Annotated in this window: 14 protein-coding genes; 3 read left to right on the plus strand and 11 right to left on the minus strand. The window is 75.4% G+C overall.

What is annotated here, in order from left to right:
- Positions 1–18 precede the first annotated feature (18 nt).
- The 4 genes from J1M40_RS11100 to J1M40_RS11115 are packed head-to-tail and all read right to left on the minus strand — an operon-like array spanning position 19 to position 3,158.
- Entirely contained in the window at positions 19–414 is a 396-nt protein-coding gene (locus J1M40_RS11100) for an FKBP-type peptidyl-prolyl cis-trans isomerase (RefSeq protein WP_010078659.1), read from the minus strand.
- Between the two features lie 32 nt (positions 415–446).
- Positions 447–1,538: an FKBP-type peptidyl-prolyl cis-trans isomerase gene (locus J1M40_RS11105; protein WP_036336886.1), complete on the minus strand. Its 1,092-nt coding sequence runs from the start codon at positions 1,536–1,538 to the stop codon at positions 447–449.
- 37 nt (positions 1,539–1,575) lie between these two features.
- Positions 1,576–2,970 carry a Pup--protein ligase gene (pafA, locus tag J1M40_RS11110; RefSeq protein WP_036336878.1) on the minus strand — a complete coding sequence of 465 codons (1,395 nt, stop codon included), beginning with the start codon at positions 2,968–2,970 and terminating at the stop codon, positions 1,576–1,578.
- Positions 2,967–3,158 carry a ubiquitin-like protein Pup gene (locus tag J1M40_RS11115; RefSeq protein ID WP_036336876.1) on the minus strand — a complete coding sequence of 64 codons (192 nt, stop codon included), beginning with the start codon at positions 3,156–3,158 and terminating at the stop codon, positions 2,967–2,969. The genes pafA and J1M40_RS11115 overlap by 4 nt, the downstream gene beginning before the upstream one ends.
- A gap of 124 nt (positions 3,159–3,282) precedes the next feature.
- Here J1M40_RS11115 and J1M40_RS11120 point away from each other — a divergent pair, with 124 nt between their 5' ends.
- Positions 3,283–3,747 carry a pyrimidine dimer DNA glycosylase/endonuclease V gene (locus J1M40_RS11120; protein WP_036336875.1) on the plus strand — a complete coding sequence of 155 codons (465 nt, stop codon included), beginning with the start codon at positions 3,283–3,285 and terminating at the stop codon, positions 3,745–3,747.
- Between the two features lie 40 nt (positions 3,748–3,787).
- A complete protein-coding gene (locus J1M40_RS11125) occupies positions 3,788–4,381 on the plus strand; it encodes a cyclodeaminase/cyclohydrolase family protein (RefSeq protein ID WP_036336873.1) in 594 nt (197 codons plus the stop codon).
- Between the two features lie 15 nt (positions 4,382–4,396).
- Here the strand turns inward: J1M40_RS11125 and dop are convergent, their stop codons facing one another.
- From dop to J1M40_RS11150, 5 genes are read right to left on the minus strand one after another with little or no spacing between them, the layout of a single operon-like run.
- Entirely contained in the window at positions 4,397–6,124 is a 1,728-nt protein-coding gene (dop, locus tag J1M40_RS11130) for a depupylase/deamidase Dop (RefSeq protein WP_036336871.1), read from the minus strand.
- Complete coding sequence (gene arc, locus J1M40_RS11135; protein ID WP_036336869.1) at positions 6,121–7,875, minus strand: proteasome ATPase; 1,755 nt, start codon at positions 7,873–7,875, stop codon at positions 6,121–6,123. The genes dop and arc overlap by 4 nt, the downstream gene beginning before the upstream one ends.
- Positions 7,876–8,940 (minus strand): tRNA (adenine-N1)-methyltransferase, encoded by a 1,065-nt coding sequence (locus J1M40_RS11140; RefSeq protein ID WP_020627227.1) that lies wholly within the window; start codon positions 8,938–8,940, stop codon positions 7,876–7,878.
- A gap of 16 nt (positions 8,941–8,956) precedes the next feature.
- Positions 8,957–10,084 (minus strand): site-2 protease family protein, encoded by a 1,128-nt coding sequence (locus tag J1M40_RS11145; protein WP_036336867.1) that lies wholly within the window; start codon positions 10,082–10,084, stop codon positions 8,957–8,959.
- Complete coding sequence (locus J1M40_RS11150) at positions 10,081–10,821, minus strand: HAD family phosphatase (RefSeq protein WP_052001033.1); 741 nt, start codon at positions 10,819–10,821, stop codon at positions 10,081–10,083. The genes J1M40_RS11145 and J1M40_RS11150 overlap by 4 nt, the downstream gene beginning before the upstream one ends.
- A 91-nt stretch (positions 10,822–10,912) precedes the next feature.
- On the opposite strand from J1M40_RS11150, the gene J1M40_RS11155 reads away from it, so the two are divergent.
- Entirely contained in the window at positions 10,913–11,863 is a 951-nt protein-coding gene (locus tag J1M40_RS11155) for a proteasome assembly chaperone family protein (protein WP_078025541.1), read from the plus strand.
- A gap of 22 nt (positions 11,864–11,885) precedes the next feature.
- Here J1M40_RS11155 and mshC read toward each other — a convergent pair whose 3' ends face one another.
- Complete coding sequence (gene mshC, locus J1M40_RS11160) at positions 11,886–13,154, minus strand: cysteine--1-D-myo-inosityl 2-amino-2-deoxy-alpha-D-glucopyranoside ligase (protein WP_036384808.1); 1,269 nt, start codon at positions 13,152–13,154, stop codon at positions 11,886–11,888.
- Between the two features lie 64 nt (positions 13,155–13,218).
- A complete protein-coding gene (locus J1M40_RS11165; RefSeq protein ID WP_036315183.1) occupies positions 13,219–14,052 on the minus strand; it encodes an undecaprenyl-diphosphate phosphatase in 834 nt (277 codons plus the stop codon).
- Between the last annotated feature and the right edge of the window lie 6 nt (positions 14,053–14,058).

Genomic DNA, 14,058 nt, shown 5'->3' on the forward strand with positions numbered 1-14,058 from the left:
GGGTCACGGGGCCCGGGGTCAGTCGACCGAGACGAGGTCGCAGACGAAGATGAGCGTCTCGTTCGGCCCGATCGCGGAGCCGGCGCCGCGGGCGCCGTAGCCCAGGTGCGGCGGGATCTCGAGGCGGCGGCGGCCGCCGACCTTCATGCCGAGCAGGCCCTGGTCCCAGCCGGCGATGACCTGGCCGACGCCGACGGTCAGGGGCAGCGGGGTGCCGCGGTTCCACGAGGCGTCGAACTCCTCGCCGGTGGACCAGGCCACGCCCACGTAGTGGACCTGCACGCGGGAGCCGGCCTCGACGGCCGGGCCGGAGCCCTCGATCAGGTCCTCCACCACGAGCTCGGTGGGCGGGGTCTCGCCCGGGAAGTCGATCTCGGGCTTGGTGCGGTCGTAGTCGCGCTGTCCGAAGGACACGGTGCTCTCCTCTGGGGTTCTCGTGGACGGGGTCAGTTGGCCGACGGGGTGGCGGACGCCTGGGCGTCCAGGATGTCCACCACGAACAGCAGGGGCTCGTTCTCGCCGATGTCCGGCGGGCTGCCCTGCTCACCGTAGGCCTTCTCGGCCGGGATCGACAGGAGGACGCGCGAGCCCACCTTCTGGCCGGCCAGACCCTCCTTCCAGCCCTCGATGACCCGGTTGAGGGAGAACGTGATCGCCTGGCCCGTCTCCCAGGACGAGTCGAAGACCTCGCCGTCGGACCACGTCACGCCCTCGTACTGCACGGTCACGGTGTCGTCCGCCCCGACCTCGTGGCCCTCGCCCTCGATCAGGGGCTGGACCACCAGCTCCTGGGGCGCCTCGCCGTCGGGCTTCGCGATGCTCGGCCGACCGCTCTGCTCGTCCACGGTGACGTCGGGCAGGCGCTCGTCCCGCTCGGTCACCTCCTCGCCCTCGGCCTGCTTCGGCAGGATGGCGTCGATCTTGTAGACGAACAGCTGGGCGGGCTGCGTCTGGGTGGAGGGGGAGGCGCTCGGCGACGCGCTCTCGGTCTGCGGGACGGAGACGTCGTACTCGGGGCTGTACGCGGCGACGATCGTGCCGGCGCCGCTGCCCACCAGCATCTCGTGGATCTCCGGGTTCATGGACTTGAGCTGGTCGTCCACGGGCACGGCCTCCGGTTCGCCGCTGAAGTTCTCGGCGACCACCTCGCCGCTGGCCGGATCGACGACGGCGATCGACATCTTCAGGACGTCGCCCTCCTGCACCTGCTCCCCCTCGCCGGCGGTCAGCACGCGCGTGGTGGGCTGGTCGGTGTCGATCTCCCCGTCGATCTCGACCGTCGGCGCCCCGCCGTCGCCCTCCGTGAAGGTGACACCCGTCAGGGCGTCCGGCTCCCCCTGGCCCTCGCCGACGGCCGCCCGCTCGGGGGCGGCCGACGTGGAGGCCGACGCGGTGTCGCTGTGGGGCTGGTCCGCGCCGTCGTCGCCGGTGGCGCAGGCGGTGGCCAGCATCAGGCCCGCGGCGCCGAGGGACAGCAGCGGCAGCAGGCGGCGACGGCGGCGGGCCGTCGGGGGCTGGGGGGTCTCGAACGAACTCATGCGGGTCACCCTAACGGCGCGTCCTGGGCGTGCGCTGTCAGGCGATTCGCCCGAACAGCCGGTCGACGGCGGCCGACGACGTGTCGAACGGGTCCTTCGTCACGATCGCGTGCAGCGGATGGTCGGTGAGCTTCAGGGTCGTCCAGTCGACGGCGTAGTCCAGGCCGCGCTCCCGGGCGCGGGCCACGAAGTCCGCGCGCACGCGGGCCCGGGTGGTGGGCGGGGCGGTCTCGACGGCGGACCGGGCGGCGTCCTCGGGCAGCAGGCGGGCGACGGCGCCGCGCCGGAGCAGCAGGCGGAACAGCCCCCGGTCGGGGTCGATGTCGTGGAAGGCCAGGTCCAGCTGGGCGAGGCGGGGCGCGTCCCAGCCCAGGTCGTGGCGCGCCCGGTAGTCCTCCAGCAGGCGCAGCTTGATCGCCCAGTCGATGCGGTCCTCGATGCGGGACCGGTCACCGGTGCGGACGGCGTCGAGCACCTCGCCCCACAGGGTGAGGACCTCCCCCACCCGGTCGTGGTGGGCGCCCTCCGCGGCGACGAAGGTGCGGGCCCGCTCGAGGTAGTGCTCCTGCAGCTCGAGCGCGGAGGCCTCCCCCTCCCGGAGCGCGATGCGGGCCGTGCCGGTGAGGTCGTGGGAGATCTGCCGCACCGCACGGGTGGGGTGGGCGACGACGCGGTCCCCGAGCGGGAAGCCCGCCTCGATCATCCGCAGCAGCAGGTCGGTGGCGCCGAAGCGCAGCAGGTGGGTGTGCTCGGAGAGGTTCGTGTCCCCCACGATCACGTGGAGGCGCCGGTACTCGGAGGCGTCCGCGTGCGGCTCGTCCCGCGTGTTGATGATCGGCCGGGACCGCGTGGTGGAGGAGGACACGCCGTCCTGCACGAAGTCGGCGCGCTGGGAGAACGCGAAGTGGGCCGGGCCCTCGCCCTCGGGCCACGTGCCGGCGGGCACGACGCGGCCCGCGCCCACGAGGATCTGCCGGGAGACGAGGAACGGGACGAGCGCCTCGGTGAGCCGCCGGTACTCGGTGCGCCGGCGCAGCAGGTAGTTCTCGTGGGAGCCGTAGGAACTGCCCGAGGAGTCGGCGTTGTTGCGGTAGAGGTGGATCCGGCCGCCGACCCCGTCCGTGGCCATGCGCTCCTCGGCCTGGACCACGAGGTCGTGCAGCAGCAGGTCCCCCGCCCCGTCCGAGGCGATGAGCTCGTCGAGCGTCGAGCACTCGGCGGTCGCGTACTCGGGGTGGGAGCCGACGTCGAGATAGAGCCGGGAGCCGTTGGCCACGAACACGTTCGAGGACCGCCCCCACTCGACGACGGGCCGGAAGAGGTAGCGGACGACCTCTTCGGGGCTGAGCGCGCGCCCCTCCGGGTTCCAGTGCTGGACGCCGTACTCCGTCTCCAGGCCGAAGATCCGGCGGGCGCGGTCCGCGTCGGTCACTGGCCGCCCTTCTGGACGAAGCCCTTGACGAACTCCTCGGCGTTGGACTCCAGCACCGAGTCGATCTCGTCCAGCAGGCTGTCCAGGCGCTGGTCCTGGGCCGCGGGCTTCACGTGCGCCTGGCCCGCCGCGGCGCCGGTCTCGTCGTCGCCGCCGGACGGGCGTGGGCGGATCTGCTCCTGGGACATGGTGGCCTCCTCGTGCGTCGACGCGGGTCGGTGTGCTCCGTCCGCGTCCACCCATCCTGCCCCACGCGCGGGCCACGTTTCAGCCCCACGCCCCCGGGTTGCCCCGCGCTGGCAGGATGGGGGCATGCGCCTGTGGACCCTTCACCCCCGCCACCTCGACCGTCAGGGCCTGACGGGCGCCTGGCGCGAGGCCCTGCTCGCGCAGGCCGTCCTGGCCGGCCGCACGCGCGGGTATCGGGACCACCCGCAGCTGCTGAGGTTCCGGGAGCACCCGGACCCGTCCGGCGCGATCGGTGCGTTCCTCTCCGGCCTCGAGGCCGAGGCCACGGCGCGCGGCTATCGCTTCGACCACTCCCGGATCGACCGGCCGTGCCCCGCCCCCGACGGCGCGGTGCGCATCCCGCCCGCCGGTCTCGCACCGATCCCGGCCACCACGGGCCAGCGCGACCTGGAGTGGCGTCACCTGTGCGCCAAGCTGGCCGCGCGCAGCCCCGCCTGGCTCGAACGGTGGTCGGACACGCCCGTCCCCGACGTGCACCCGCTGTTCACGATCGTCCCGGGGCCGGTCGCCTCCTGGGAGCGCGCCTGAGGGCGGGCCACGGTCGGGCCCGGTCTGGCACCGTGGGGGCATGATCCGCGACGAGAGCATCGAGAGCTATCTGGGGCGCCTCGCCTCCGGCGAGCCCACCCCCGGCGGCGGCGCGACGGGCGCGCTCGCGGTCGCCGAGGGCGCCGGACTGCTGGCCATGGCGGCCCGGTTCAGCGCGGCCGAGGAGGACGCCCGGGCATCGGAGGGCCTGATCGCGGCGTGCCTCGGCCTCGCCGACGGCGACGAGCGGGGCTTCGGCGCCGTGGCCGAGGCGTTCGGGCTGCCCCGCGACACCCTGGAGGACCGGGCCCGGCGCTCGGCCGCGATCCAGGCCGCCCTGGCCGAGGCCGTCCAGCCGCCCCGCGGGATCGTCGACGTCGCCGAGCGTGCGCTGGACCTGGCCGAGCGTGTGCTGGACGCGGCGAACCCGAACGTGCTCTCCGACGTCGGTGCGGCGCTCGGCTGCGTCCGGGGCGGCCTCACCGCCGCCGCGGTGACCCTCGAGACCAACCTGGGCCCCCTCCGCGACGAGGGCCTGGAGGGCATCGTGCGCACCGACGTCGACCGGGCGGACCGTCTCGTCGCGCGGGCGGACGCCCTGCTGGGCCGCGTGCGCGCGGCCGTCACGGGCTGAGCGCCCGCCCCCGCCTCAGGCCCGTGCGCCGAACAGCGGCGCCAGCGTGGCCACGAGCGCCTCGTCGTCGGGCCGGGGCGCGGCGGCGTCCTCCCACCAGCCGGGCAGGTCCACGGCGGCGCCGACCAGCGGCTCGGCCAGGTGCAGCCGGTGCACCCGCTCCCCCGCCCCGCGCAGCAGCAGCGTCTCCCACGCGGCGCCGGCCACGCGGTCACCGTGGCGGCCCACGAGGTTGCCGCGGGTCCACGCGCGGGTGGCCCGCGGCGGCGTGGCGACGGCGGCACGGATCTCCGCCTCATCGGCGAGCGTCCGGAGGGCGCCGGCGGCCACGAGGCGGCGGTGCAGGGAGCGGGCCGGGCGCAGGTCGGCGTACTGCAGGTCCACCATCGCGAGGCGGGGGTCGGTCCAGTCCGCGCCCGTGCGGGCCCGCAGGCCCTCGAGGACGCGCAGCTTGGCCGCCCAGTCGGCGCGGTCGCTCAGGGACAGCGGATCCGCGGTGGCGTCGTCGAGGTCGATGGCCCAGGCCTCCAGCACCTCGCGCGTCTGCGGATCCGTCACCCCGAAGGCGGCGCAGTGGGCGCGGGCCGCGTCCAGGTAGGACCGCAGGATCTGCAGCCCGGTCCAGTGCCGGCGCACGGGGCCGTCCGCGGTGCGTTCGAGCAGCGGCACCGTGGCCCGCAGACCCGGGTCGTGGCTGATCGTCTGCAACGCGGCCACCGGGTCGTCCAGGGTGAGCCGGGGCGCCGTCCCGGCCTCGGCCATCGCGAGGACGAGCGCGGTCATGCCCATCCGCAGCCACGTGGCGTGCTGGCTCAGCGTCGCGTCGCCGATGATCACGTGGAGCCGGCGGTAGGCCTCGGGACGGGCGTGCGGCTCGTCCCGCGTGTTGACGATCGGCCGGTGGATCGTGGTCTCCAGCCCCACGGGCTCCTCGAAGTAGTCGGCCCGCTGCGACAGCTGGAAGCCCGGCCGCTCCCCCGCCGGGCCGAGCCCCACGCGGCCCGCGCCCACGAGCACCTGCCGCGCCGCGAAGAACGGCAGCAGGACGGCGGTGAGCTCCTCGAAGTCGAGGGACCGGGCCACGAGGTAGTTCTCGTGCGCGCCGTAGGACTGGCCCTTGCCGTCCACGTTGTTCTTGTAGACCAGCACCTCCGGGGCGCCCTCGGCCTGGCCGATGTGCTCGGCCGCCGCCTGCGCGACCAGGTCCCCGGCGGCGTCCCACACCATGGCGTCCCGCGGGGTGGTCGTCTCCGGCGACGAGTACTCCGGGTGGGCGTGGTCCACGTACCAGCGCGCACCGTTGGCCAGCACGGTGGACAGGAGCAGGTGCACGGGCTCCCCGTCCGGGCCCACGAGCGCCTCGTCGGTCAGCTGCGAGGGGTGCGCCGCCGAACGCGGCAGCCGCCAGCCGCGGGCGTCCACGAGCGGCGACTCCCCCGTGTAGTCCCACTCCGTGCCGGCCACCGCCGAGCCGGACCGGGTGACCAGGTCCGCGTACGCGTTCACGAGCTCGACCGAGAGCACGCTGTGGTGCGCCCCCGGGTTGGCCGGCGCGTGGATGCCGAACTCGGTCTCCGTGCCCATCACGCGGTGCACGCCCCAGCCGGCGGCGTCCCTCCCGTTCGGGGGCACCGCCGCGCCGTGGAACAGCCGGCGCTGGCCCTCGAAGGCGGGGGTCGGGCCGACGTCGACGGCGGCGGCCCGGGCGAAGCCGTCCGCGGCCCCGCGGCCGAACGCGCTCATGCCTCGACCCCCCGGACCATGCGCAGCGAGCGCAGCCGAGGACCGCGCCAGCCGGAGGTGCGCGCCCACTCGGCAGGCGCGACCGTGGCCAGCAGGTCCGTCTGGTCCTCCAGCACCGCGGCCACGGCCTCGCGCAGGTGGCCCTCGCGGACGCCGAGCGCGGCCGGGGCCTGGCCGGCGGCCAGGTAGTCGCGCACCGCGTGCCGCTTGGCGCGGTCCACGACGTCGGCCACCACGGCGCCCGAGACGAGGTCGGCCAGGTGCAGGGCGTGGGTCGTGCCGGACACGTCCGTCAGCTCCGCCAGCGCGGTGTCCGCGCCGCGGTCGTAGAGGGCGGCGACCGTCCGGGCGATGAGCGTCGCGCGGGCCGCGTCCGCGGAGCCGGCCGCCGCGACGTCGTCGGCGTGCAGGGGCACGTCCGCGGTGAGGTGCTTGGCCATGATCTCCGCGGCGCCGGCGGCGTCGGGACGGTCCACCCGGATCTTCACGTCCAACCGGCCGGGGCGGAGCACGGCCGGGTCGATCATGTCCTCGCGGTTGGAGGCCCCGATGACGATCACGTTCTCGAGGGCCTCGACGCCGTCGATCTCGGTGAGCAGCTGCGGGACGATCGTGGTCTCCACGTCCGAGGAGACGCCGGAGCCGCGCGTGCGGAACAGCGACTCCATCTCGTCGAAGAAGATGACCACGGGGAAGCCGGCGTCGGCCTTCTCGCGGGCCCGGTCGAAGATGACGCGGATCTGCCGCTCGGTCTCGCCCACGTACTTGTTCAGCAGCTCGGGTCCCTTGACGTTGAGGAAGAACGAGCGCTCGCCGTCCGCGCTGCGGGCCGAGAGGGCGTTGGCCACGGCCTTGGCGAGCATGGTCTTGCCGGTGCCGGGCGGGCCGTACAGCATGATCCCCTTGGGGGCGCGCAGGCCGTGCTCGCGGTAGACCTCGGGGTGCAGGAACGGGATCTCGACGGCCTCGCGGATCCGGTCGATCTGCGGGCCGAGGCCGCCGATGTCCTCGAATGTGACGTCCGGGACCTCTTCCAGCAGCACCTCGTCCACCTCGGACAGCTCGACCCGCCGCAGCGCCCATTCGACGCGGGCGTCCACGGTGACGGCGTCCCCGTGGCGCAGGTCGACGCCCTCCAGCGCGGGCGCGCGCCGCACCACGCGCTCCTCGTCCGCCGTGCCGGCCAGGACGAGGCCGCCGTCGGGCAGCGCCTCCTTGACGCGCAGCAGCTGACCCGACCCCGTGCCCGGGGCGACGCCGACGATCGAGCTGGACTCGTCCAGCAGCACCTGGGCGCCGGGGGTGAGGCGGGCGGCGTCGAGCAGCGGGGAGACCGTCACGCGCAGCCGCCGGCCGTTCTGCACGACGTCCGCTCCCCCGCGCACCACGGCGCCGGTCTCCACGCCCTCCTCGGGCTCGCGCGGGGCGTGGACGGCCTCGAGGGTGGCGAAGGTGAACGGCGGATGCGTGACGGCGTCCAGGTTCTCCTTGAGCGTCGTGATCTCGGCGCGCGTGGCCTCGAGCAGCTCGACCATGCGCCGGTTGTTGCGGGCGGCCGTCTGCGTCTGGGCCTCGGCGGCCCGACGGCGTTCGCTCAGGCCGGCGGCGTGCCGCTGGGCGGACTGCAGCTGGTGCCGCAGCCGTTCGGCCTCGGCCTGGGATTGCCGCAGCAGCTCCCGTGCCTCGGCGAGGCGCTGCTCGGCGTGCTCCGTGCCTGATTGCGCGTGGTGGTCCACCGGTGCTCCGTCCACTCAGTCCTGCTCCCCGGTCGGGGTCCTCCCACCGTACGCGTCCACGCCCTGCTCGGCGGCGCGTGACCGCGCGGCCATGAGGCGGGCCTCCTTCGCCGCCTTGCGCGCCTTCTTGTCTGTGATCGGCCGTTCGCCGAGGGCCTCGGGCGTCCACCGGGCCTCGTCGGCCGGCTGCCAGGCCTCGACGTCCTCGGCTCTGAACTCGGAGACCTTGGAGCGCTTCTTCAGGCGCAGCGCCTCCTCGCCCGAGGCCAGGCGGCGGGCCGTGAGGAGGAAGCCGGTGTGCGCGACCATGCGGTGGTCGGGGCGCACGGCGAGCCCGTCCAGGTGCCAGCCGCGCACGAGGGTCTCGTTGGCCTCGACCTGCGTGAAGCGGCCCGAGTCCCGGATGGCCTCGGCCACGCGGGAGAGCTGGGTGGCGGTGGCCACGTAGTTCAGCCACACACCGCCGGGGGCCAGGACCTCGGCGACGGCGTCGAGGCACTCCCAGGGGGCCAGCATGTCCAGGACCACCCGGTCCACGGAGCCCGGCTCGTGGACCTTGGGCATCTCCTCCTGCGCGTCGCCGAGGTGCACCGACCAGGCGGGGTGCTCGGCGCCGAAGAAGGCCTCCACATTGGCCCGGGCGACGTCCGCGAACTCCGGGCGGCGCTCGTAGGAGTGCAGGCGCCCGTGGTCGCCCACGGCGCGCAGCAGGGACATGGACAGGGCGCCGGAGCCCACGCCGGCCTCGACCACGACGGCGCCCGGGAAGATGTCCGCCTGCTGCACGATCTGCGCCGCGTCCTTCGGGTAGACCACCGTGGCGCCGCGGGGCATGGACAGGACGAAGTCGTTCAGCAGGGGGCGCAGCACCTGGTACGGCTGGCCGGCCGAGTTCTCGACCACGACGCCCTCGAAGCCGCCGATCAGGTCGTCGTGCCGCAGCACGCCCTGGTAGCTGTGGAACTCCCCGCCGGGCAGCAGGGTGATCGTGTTGAGGCGGCCCTTCGCGTCCTTGATCTGCACGCGCTGGCCGGCCCGCAGGGGGCCGCGGCGCGCGCTCACGCCGGTGGGTTCGGTCATGGGGGGCTCCTTCGGTTCAGGGACGCCGCGTCGCGTCGACGGCGGCGAGGATCGTCTCGCGGGGCACCACGGAGCGCACGAGGCCGTGCGCGTCGGTCAGCACCCACACGGGGGTCTGGGGGTCGGCCAGGCGGGCGGCCAGGTCGGGACCGGCGGCGGGGACGTCGTCGCGGACGAGGACTGCCCCCGGGGCCAGCGCGACGGCGACCGCGGCCAGGGCGGTGGTCGTGCGGCGCTCCGGGGTGAGGCCCGCCGCGGCCGCGAGGTCCAGCACGCCGCGGGGCCGACCGGCCCCGTCCACGGCCACGACGGCGCGGCGGCCGTCGTCCGCCTGGGCCAGGGCCTCGGCGACGCTGAGGTGCTCGGGCAGGGCGACGGCGGGCGCCTCGACCTGTTCGAGCCGCAGGGTCTCCAGCCGGCGGCTCCAGCGCCCGTGGCGCACGGCGTCGTCCGCGCCCCGCCACAGGGTGAGGGCGACCCAGGCCGCCAGGACGACGACGAACAGGTCCGGCGCGCGGCCCGCGAGGATCGGGGGGCCGAGCACGGCCGCGAGGACGCCCACCGCGACGACGCGCCCGGCCCAGCCGGCCGCCTCGACGCCACGGGCCCGGGAGCCGGTGGCGGCCCAGACGGCGGACTCGACCATGCGGCCGCCGTCGAGCGGGGTGCCCGGCAGCGCGTTGAACGCGGCCAGGAGGAGGTTGGCCCACACCGTGACCTCGAGCAGCAGGGCGGGGACGGACGGGCCGGCCACGGCGCGGGCCGCCAGGTGGGCGAGGCCCGCGAGCACGAGGTTCGCGGCGGGGCCTGCCATCGCGGTGAGCACCGTGTCCAGCGGCCGGGCGGACGGGCTGCGGAACTGGGTGTGCCCGCCCCACAGGGTGAGCGCGATCTCCTCGGTGCGCTGGCCGAAGGCGCGGCCGGTGAGGGCGTGGGCGGCCTCGTGGACCAGGACGGAGAGCGCCAGGAGCACGGCGTACCCCAGGGCCACCCCGTAGGCGCCGCCGCCGAGCGAGGGCAGCGCGCGCTGGATCTGCGGGCCGAACGCGAGGGTGATGGCCGCTGCGATCAGGAGCCAGGACCAGGATAGACGCACCGGCGCGCCGGCGATCGTGCCCAGCCGGACGGAGGCGGGCCCGCTCATTCGGCCCCGTCCCCTCCGGGCCCGCGCGCGGCGGCGATCTGACGGACCGCGGCGAGGTCGGCCGGCGTGCGGCCGGCGAGCGTCGTCCACTCGACGGTCGCAAGCCCCGCCGGCAGCGGCAGCACGCTGGGCACGCCGACCGTGGGCAGGCCCGCGGCCATGGCCGCGCCGACGCCCACCGGGGAGTCCTCGACCGCCACACAGTCGGCGGCCGTCAGCCCCGGTGTCCGCTCGGCCAGCAGCTGCAGGCCCAGCCGGTACGCCTCCGGGTCGGGCTTGCCCCGGGAGACCATGTCCCCCGAGACGACGACGTCCAGCGTGCCCGCCGGCGCCCGCTCGGCCAGTGCGCGGGCCAGTGGGGCATGGGACATCGTCACGAGGGCGCCCGGCACGCCGGCCTCGGCGAGCGCGACGAGCAGCTCCCGGGCGCCCGGCCGCCACGGCACCCCGCTGACGACCCCCTGGACGACCTCGTGCATCGTCAGGTCGATGATCCGCTGCACGGGCAGGTCCAGCCCGGCCTCCTGCAGGCGGCGCGCTCCCTCGTCCAGGGGGCGTCCCACGAGGGAGGCGGCCAGGTCCTCCGACCAGGTGCCGCCGTGCTCGACCACCAGCCGGCGCTGGACGGCGTTCCACAGGGGCTCGGTGTCCACGAGGGTGCCGTCCATGTCCCACAGGACGGCGCGCGGCAGGCGGCGGGCACGGTCGTCCGGGGCGGGCGCGGGGTGGCGGGACATGGAGTGCATCCTATCGAGCGCCGCCGCCGGGGCGTGCCGGGCGGGTCGCGGGCCGTGACCCCGTCGTCGGGCCGTGTCTAGGCTGGCCGCCATGACCGACGCTACCTCCGAGGACCAGCCGGACGACGCCCTGGGCCCGCTGCGGACCCACCTGACGGCGACCGTGGACGCGCTCGAGGCCGGGCGGCGGGCCCCCACGGTCCTGCTGCTGGCCTTCGAGGGCTGGAACGACGCCGGGGAGGCCGCGACCGGGGCCCTGGGCGCGCTGCGGGAGCAGTGGGACGCGGCGGACGCGGGACGGGTGTGCGACGGCGAGTTCTACGACTACCAGGTCACCCGGCCCCTGGTCCGGCGCGACGCCGACGGGCTGGGCACGCTGGACTGGCCGGCCGTCACCCTGCACGAGGCGTTCCTGGACCGGGAGGGCCGGCCCGTCGCGGGCGAGGCCGCCCCGCCGGACGGGGTGCGCGTGCTCCTCGCCGTCGGCGTGGAGCCGAACGTGCGGTGGCGTGCGTTCCTCGAGGAGCTGTTCACCGCGGCCGACGCGCACGACGTGGACGCCGTCGTGACGCTGGGCGCGCTGCTGGCGGACGTGCCCCACACCCGGCCCCTGCGCGCCCGCCCGACCTCGCCGCTCGTGGACGTGCGGGTGGCCGTCGGCGCGGACCGTCCGGTCTACGAGGGGCCCACCGGGATCATCGGCGTCATCGCGGACGAGGCCGCGCGCCGCGGCCTGCCGAGCCTCTCACTGTGGGGGACGGTGCCCCACTACGTGGCCCAGGCGCCCTCCCCCAAGACGCTGCTCGGGCTGGTCGAGGCGGTCGAGGACCTGCTGCACGTGAGCGTCTCCACGCGCGGGCTGGAGGACGACGCGAGGGCCTGGCAGCGCGGCGTGGACGAGCTGGCCGCCGAGGACCCCGACGTCGCCGCCTACGTCCGGCAGCTCGAGGAGGCCCAGGACACCCAGCAGCTGCCGGAGGCCTCGGGCGAGTCGATCGCGCGGGAGTTCGAGCGCTACCTGCGCGGGCGCGGCGGACGCTGACGCCCGGCCGCGCCCGGCGGGGTCAGCGCAGGCGCAGACCCAGCAGCGCCGCCACGACGTCGACCACCGGCACCGGGTCGGCGGCTGCCTCGGCCAGGCCGGGCAGGGTGCCGGCCGCCCATGCGTCGAGGGCCTCCAGCGCGCGGGGGGCGTCGAGGTCGTCCGAGAGCGCCGCGTGGACCGCGTCCAGCACGGCGACGCCGGCGGCGGCATGCGGTCCGTCCAGGGCGGCGCGCCAGCGGGCCACCCGCGCCTGGGCGTCGGCGAGCACCTGCTCGGACCACTCCCAGTCCGACCGGTAGTGGTGCGCGAGGATGGCCGCCCGGACGGCCACCGGCTCGACGCCCCGCGCCCGCAGGCGGGAGACGAGTTCGAGGTTGCCGAGGGACTTGGACATCTTCTCGCCGTCCAGGGCCACCATGCCGGTGTGCGCGTAGGTGTGCGCGAGCGGCAGGCCGTCGACGGCGGTGGCGTGCGCGGCGGAGAACTCGTGATGCGGGAACCGCAGGTCGGAGCCGCCGCCCTGCACCGTGAACGGCGCCGGCAGGTGGGCCCGGGAGATCACGGAGCACTCGATGTGCCAGCCGGGCCGGCCGGAGCCGAGCGACCGCCCGTCCCAGGCCGGCTCGCCCTCGCGGTGCACGCGCCACAGCAGCGGGTCCAGCGGGTCGCGCTTGCCGGGGCGGTCGGGATCGCCTCCCCGCTCCGGGAACACCGCGGCCATCTCGTCCAGGCCCATCGCGGAGACCTGGCCGAGACGCCAGTCGGTCGCGGACTGGGCCGCGCGGACGTCGAAGTAGACGTCCCCGTCGGGCTCGCCGTCGCCGCCCGGCACGCGGTAGGCCCGGCCCGCCGCCAGCATCGTCTCGACGGCGTCCACCACCAGGCCCACCGCCTCGGTCGCGCCGACGTAGTGGTCCGGGGCGAGCACCTCGAGGGCGGCCATGTCCGCACGGAACAGGTCGGTCTGCTCCTCGGCGAGCGCGCGCCAGTCGACGCCGGTCGCCTCGGCCCGCTCGAGCAGGGGGTCGTCCACGTCGGTCACGTTCTGGACGTAGGCGACCTCGAGACCGGCCGCGCGCCAGTAGCGGTGCAGCAGGTCGAAGGCCACATAGGTGCTCGCGTGGCCGAGATGCGTCGCGTCGTACGGGGTGATCCCGCAGACGTACAGCGAGGCGCGCTGCGCGTCGTTGCCCGGATGCCGAGTCCGTCCCGTGGCGGTGTCGTGCAGCCGCAGCCGGTCGGGGCGGCTCGGCACGGCGGGCGGGGCGGGGGTGCTCCAGGACTTCACGGGACTCCTCAGATCGGGGTGGTTCGGCGGTGCCGGGCCGCCATGCCCGGCGGCGGGAGCGGGCTCAGGCGCTGATGACGCCCGCGCCCAGCAGGGCGAACAGGACGCCGCCCAGGAGGATGCGGTACCAGACGAACGGCAGGTACGAGTTGGTGCTGATGAAGCGCATGAGCCAGGCGATGACCGCGTAGGCCACCACGAAGGCGATCGCGGTCGCGACCAGCGTCTCCCCCATGCCGTACGGGCCCTGCGTGCCGGGATCGGTGAGCGAGGTGTACAGCTTGTACAGGCCGGAGGCGAACACGGCGGGCACCGCCAGCAGGAACGCGTAGCGGGTGGCGGCGGGCCGGGTGTAGCCCATGGCCAGGCCGGCCGCGATGGTGCCGCCGGAGCGCGAGACGCCCGGGATCAGCGCGAGGGCCTGGGCCAGGCCGTAGAGGACGCCGTCCCGCACGGTGAGCTTCTCGAGCGGCTTGGTCTGACGGCCGAGCCGGTCCGCCAGGGCGAGCAGGACGCCGAACACGATGAGCATGGTCGCCGTGATCCACAGCGACCGGAACTCCGTGTCGATCCAGTCCTCCAGCAGCAGGCCCAGGACCGCGATCGGGATCGAGCCCACGATGATCAGCCAGCCCATGCGCGCATCGGGGTCCGAGTGCGGGATCCGCCCCGTGACCGCGGCGCACCACCGGCCGATGATGCGGGTGATGTCGCGCCAGAAGTAGATGAGGACCGCCAGCTCCGTGCCGAGCTGCGTGATGGCCGTGAAGGCCGCCCCCGGGTCGGTCGCGGAGGGCAGGAACTCGCCCACGATGCGGATGTGGGCGGAGGAGGAGATGGGCAGGAACTCCGTGAGGCCCTGCACCAGGCCCAGGATGATGGCTTCGATCCACGTCACGGAGGG

It is taken from the genome of Micrococcus sp. KRD026 (assembly GCF_017168445.1).
Classification (GTDB): Bacteria; Actinomycetota; Actinomycetes; order Actinomycetales; family Micrococcaceae; genus Micrococcus; species Micrococcus luteus.

What these genes read in the sequence shown, in the direction of transcription:
- J1M40_RS11105 (WP_036336886.1), bottom strand. Translation starts at nt 1,538, where the DNA reads ATGAGTTCGTTCGAGACCCCCCAGCCCCCGACGGCCCGCCGCCGTCGC.
- J1M40_RS11115 (WP_036336876.1), bottom strand. Translation starts at nt 3,158, where the DNA reads ATGTCCCAGGAGCAGATCCGCCCACGCCCGTCCGGCGGCGACGACGAG.
- J1M40_RS11120 (WP_036336875.1), top strand. Translation starts at nt 3,283, where the DNA reads ATGCGCCTGTGGACCCTTCACCCCCGCCACCTCGACCGTCAGGGCCTG.
- J1M40_RS11125 (WP_036336873.1), top strand. Translation starts at nt 3,788, where the DNA reads ATGATCCGCGACGAGAGCATCGAGAGCTATCTGGGGCGCCTCGCCTCC.
- dop (WP_036336871.1), bottom strand. Translation starts at nt 6,124, where the DNA reads ATGAGCGCGTTCGGCCGCGGGGCCGCGGACGGCTTCGCCCGGGCCGCC.
- J1M40_RS11140 (WP_020627227.1), bottom strand. Translation starts at nt 8,940, where the DNA reads ATGACCGAACCCACCGGCGTGAGCGCGCGCCGCGGCCCCCTGCGGGCC.
- J1M40_RS11145 (WP_036336867.1), bottom strand. Translation starts at nt 10,084, where the DNA reads ATGAGCGGGCCCGCCTCCGTCCGGCTGGGCACGATCGCCGGCGCGCCG.
- J1M40_RS11150 (WP_052001033.1), bottom strand. Translation starts at nt 10,821, where the DNA reads ATGTCCCGCCACCCCGCGCCCGCCCCGGACGACCGTGCCCGCCGCCTG.
- J1M40_RS11155 (WP_078025541.1), top strand. Translation starts at nt 10,913, where the DNA reads ATGACCGACGCTACCTCCGAGGACCAGCCGGACGACGCCCTGGGCCCG.